This is a genomic window from Streptomyces sp. bgisy130 (assembly GCF_057708345.1).
Genome location: NZ_JBYISA010000093.1, coordinates 1 through 4,046 on the forward strand (window position 1 = coordinate 1; position 4,046 = coordinate 4,046).

Here is a 4,046-nt window from a genome sequence, read left to right on the forward strand (position 1 = left end):
CCTGCTGACGGCCGGCGATACGCACGGGGCCCGTCATCTGCACAGGTTGTCGACACGCTGGATCGCGCTCTTTTCCTGGCCCGTGTTCGTGATCCTCGCGGCGTACCCAGGGACCGCACTGTCAGTCTTCGGGTCCGGCTTCAGCGGTGGTGCGGCGGGCCTGGTGGCCGTGGCGGTGGCTTGTCTGGTCAATGTCGGTGTCGGCAATGCACAGACGGTCATCCTCATGGCCGGACGGAGCGTCTGGAATCTGGTGGTTGCCAGTGCCGCGTTCGTGGCCCAACTGGGCAGCGGCATCTGGCTGGTTCCGCGCTACGGGGTGCTGGGGGCGGCGATTTCCTGGGGCCTGGCGGTCGTGGTGGACAACGTCGCTTCGGCGCTGCTGGCTCACTACCGATTGGGCTTTTGTACCTTTGACCGGGGCTATGTATATTCCGCCGTGATTGGTACTGTTACGGTGGCCTTCCCGGTGTTTGTCACACGGGCGTTTCTCGGGGACGGTGCTCACGGCGCCTTCTTGGGAACTGCACTGGCCATCGCGGCCTTTGGTGCGGCCGTCTGGCGCTATCGATTGCCGCTGGGCGTAGGGGAATTCTGCGAGGCGCTGCGCAAGCGTGGTCCGGAAAACTCTCGGTGAACAATGAGCCCATTTCCGAGCAGAATTCGTTGAGTTCCCGCGTCCTGTCCTGACGTCAGCTATCACACTTACTTCCAGGAGAAATTTGTGCGTAGAAGAAGCAGATCCGTCAATGTCGTGCTCGCGGCCGCAGTGATGGGAACCGCATCGACGGCCCTTTTCGCAGGTGATGCGCAGGCCGGCGAAACCACCCTCACCGCTGATCCGCTGAGCACCTGGCAGACCGACGGCACCGTGTGGGCCATGGCCTACGCCAAGGGCGTCGTCTACGTAGGAGGCACCTTCAGCCACATACGGCCGCCGGGCGGGGCACCCGGCGCCGGTGATGTCCCCCGTACGAACTTCGCGGCCTTTGACGCCAAGACCGGTGAACCGCTGCCGTGCGCACCGGCGTTCACCGGCGGCAGCGGCACCATTCGAGCGATGAAGGCGTCGCCCGACGGCTCGCGAATCTACATCGGCGGCTCGTTCAGCAGGGCCGACGCGGCGGGCCGGTCCAACACGGCCGCCCTCAACACCGCCGACTGCACCATCGCTGGGGAATGGAAGCCGACGGTCGGCTCGACCGTACGGGCCATCGACGTCACCGCTGACACGGTCTACATCGGCGGCCAGTTCAGCACCGTCCAGGGTCAGACCCGCGAGCGGATCGCTGCGCTGCGGCCCAACAGCGAGCTGCTCCCGTTCAACGCGACCATCCGTGGTTCCTCGGTCCCCATCGACGCCACACCGGGGGTCAACGCCATCACGGTCGCCCCCCAGCTCAACAAGGTCATCATCGGCGGCCGGTTCACCTCGGTGAACGGAAGCGTGGACACCGTGCACGCGCTGGCCGGGCTCGACGCGACCACCGGCGCTCTCGTCGACTCCTTCACCGGCTGGATTCCCGCGGCATCCGCGGTCAAATCGCTGGCCAACGACGGCACCAACTTCTATCTGGGCGCCGAAGGCTACGGGGGCGGCGTCTTCGACGGCCGCGCGGCCGGCCGGCTGTCGGACGGCACACAGCTCTGGAAGGACACCTGCCTGGGCGGCACCCAGGCGGTGGTCCCGTACGGCGGCGTCCTCTACAGCGCCTCCCATGCACACGACTGCTCCACCACCCCGGGGGGCTTCGCCGACAGCGGCAACCGCCAGCACTTGCTGGCACAGTCGATCTCGGACAAGACGATCCTGCCGTGGTTCCCGGACACCAACGACGGGAACGGCGAACACATCGGCCCGCGGGCGCTGACCATGGCGGACGACACCCTGTGGGCGGGCGGCGAGTTCACCACCGTCAATGGCGCACCGCAGCAGGGCCTGACCCGCTTCGCGGCAGCGGCGGACACCAAAGCGCCGCAGGTACCGGTTCTCAGCGGCGCGAGCTCCTCCCAGGGCCAGATCACGCTGAACTGGAAGTCATCGTGGGACCGGGACGACGCCGTCCTGACCTACCGGATCTACCGCGACGGTAAGTACCTGACCGAGCTCAACCAGGACTCGCGCTACTGGAACCGGCCGGCCATGAGCTACACGGACACCGTGGAGCCCGGCTCCACGCACCGTTACTCGATCGAGGTCACCGACGGCACCAATGTGTCCGGGCGCAACGGCCCTGTCTTTGTGGCCGCCGGAAACTGACCGTATGCCAGGAGTGGGGAAAATGACGTACCGAGTAGGTTATGCGCCCGGGGTCTATGACCTCTTCCATGTCGGACACCTGAACATACTCCGGCACGCCAAAAGCCAGTGCGACTACCTGGTGGCCGGTGTGGTGTCGGACGAGATGGCGGTTGAGGCCAAGGGGCAGACGCCGGTCATTCCACTGGTCGAGCGGCTGGCCATCGTGCGCAGCGTCCAATTCGTGGACGCGGCGTTCGTCGAGACGGTGCCCGACAAGCTGGAGACCTGGCAGCAGATACGGTTCGACGTCATTTTCAAGGGAGACGACTGGCAGGGGACGAGCAAAGGCGACAAGCTCGAACGGGATTTCGCGACCGTCGGGGTCGATGTGATCTATTTCCCGTACACCGTCAGCACGTCGAGCTCCTTGCTGCGCAGCGTGCTCGACGAGCTCGCGAATTCGGCTTGACCGGAAGAACCCATCCGAATTCCTTGCACGGGTTCCCCACCCTGTCGAGTTGTCCGTTCCCGGCCCGTCAGCGGCCGGGAACGGACAACTCTCGATACCACTTGACGAGGAACGCCACCATGAAGAGGACGTGGGCGGTGAGCAGGCAGCAGTACAGCGCCAGGAACACGTCCCGGCTGCCGAACAGCAGGAACAAGGCGCAGAACACCCCGTAGTCGACCGGCAGCAGCGCGACGGAACGCAGTGTGGAGGCAACTGGCGTGAGCGCCGGACCGCCTGCACCGCTGCGCAGTCGGTCGGCGCGCTTGAGCTGTTCGGTGAGGATGCCGCCGAAGAAGACCATCACCGCCGTGAACTGGAAGGCGACGGGAACGAACAGATACCGGGAGTCGGAGAATCCGAAGTAGCGGTAGAACGAGACGAGTACAGCCATGTGGATGGCCAGCATCTTCGCGCAGTCGACCACATGGTCCAGCCATTCCCCCGCGGCACTGCCGCTTCCGGTCAGCCGGGCGAGCTGCCCGTCGGCAGAATCGAGGGCGAAACCGATTGCCAGGGCCACGAAAATTCCGGCCGCTGCGGCGGGCGAGGGCCGGAGCATCGCAATCATGATGACGCCGGTAAAGGTGAAGACCCCACTGACCATGGTGACCTGATTGGGCGTCAATTTCATGCTGTAGCCCGCGGCGGCTAGCACCCGGCCAGCCGGCCGGTTCACGTAGCGCGAATACAAGGACACCCCCTTCGCGGTTTTCTGAGCCGCAGACAGCTCTCTGATCGCATATCCGAACTGGCTCATGTTCCCCACCTGATGAATGGACCTCGAAGGAGCAACATCATGGCAGGCAGGATTTCTCCGTCATTCGGTGGCACCACCCGCCGGTCGGTGCTGGCGGGTACCACCGCCGCGCTGGCAGCCGTCCTCACCGGGTGCGGCTCGGAAACCCGTGGCTCTCGGCCGTTGGTCACCGGCGACAAGCCTGAGGGCAAGGACGTCATCGATGTGGTGGCGGACTGCGGAGCCAAGGGCGACGGACGTACCGACGACAGCGAGGCGTTCGCCCACGCGTACTCCCAAGCGGCCGAACGGGTGTGGGACCACGTCGGCCGAACCGTGATCGACGTACCGGCCGGCACCTATCTCATTCGCTCGCCCCACGCGCTGCTCGACGCCCCTGGAGGAAAGCTCAAGGCCAATGGCTTGCGGTTCCGCGGGGCCGGGAAGCGCATGGCGCAGCTGCTCTTCGCGCCGGACAAGGCCGACAACGCCTATCTGTGCCGCAACGAGGACAGCTGGGCGAATGTGATGTTCGAGCAGCTGGGCTTTGTCTCCGG

General features: G+C 65.5%; 4 protein-coding genes and 1 pseudogene. 4 read left to right on the forward strand and 1 reads right to left on the reverse strand.

All coding sequences use genetic code 11. From position 1 onward, the window contains the following. The 3 genes and pseudogenes from AC3EUV_RS38155 to AC3EUV_RS38165 all read left to right on the forward strand — a co-directional run. Window positions 1-637 (forward strand): annotated as a pseudogene (locus tag AC3EUV_RS38155) (oligosaccharide flippase family protein); the annotation flags it as partial. 87 nt (window positions 638-724) lie between these two features. Then, window positions 725-2,260: a fibronectin type III domain-containing protein gene (locus AC3EUV_RS38160; RefSeq protein ID WP_432146975.1), complete on the forward strand. Its 1,536-nt coding sequence runs from the start codon at window positions 725-727 to the stop codon at window positions 2,258-2,260. Between the two features lie 22 nt (window positions 2,261-2,282). Further along, window positions 2,283-2,711, forward strand: coding sequence for an FAD synthase family protein (locus AC3EUV_RS38165; protein WP_432146976.1), 429 nt, complete (start codon window positions 2,283-2,285; stop codon window positions 2,709-2,711). Between the two features lie 67 nt (window positions 2,712-2,778). On the opposite strand, the gene AC3EUV_RS38170 is transcribed toward AC3EUV_RS38165, so the two are convergent. Further along, window positions 2,779-3,510 carry a CDP-alcohol phosphatidyltransferase family protein gene (locus AC3EUV_RS38170; RefSeq protein ID WP_435604881.1) on the reverse strand — a complete coding sequence of 244 codons (732 nt, stop codon included), beginning with the start codon at window positions 3,508-3,510 and terminating at the stop codon, window positions 2,779-2,781. A gap of 39 nt (window positions 3,511-3,549) precedes the next feature. Between AC3EUV_RS38170 and AC3EUV_RS38175 the strand changes: the two genes are divergently transcribed. Beyond that, window positions 3,550-4,046 (forward strand): glycosyl hydrolase family 28-related protein (locus tag AC3EUV_RS38175; protein WP_435604882.1); only part of this gene is annotated, 497 nt, incomplete at its 3' end.

Excerpts from the sequence above, each read along its gene's own strand:
- AC3EUV_RS38165 (WP_432146976.1), top strand. The coding sequence starts at position 2,283 with ATGACGTACCGAGTAGGTTATGCGCCCGGGGTCTATGACCTCTTCCAT.
- AC3EUV_RS38170 (WP_435604881.1), bottom strand. The coding sequence starts at position 3,510 with ATGAGCCAGTTCGGATATGCGATCAGAGAGCTGTCTGCGGCTCAGAAA.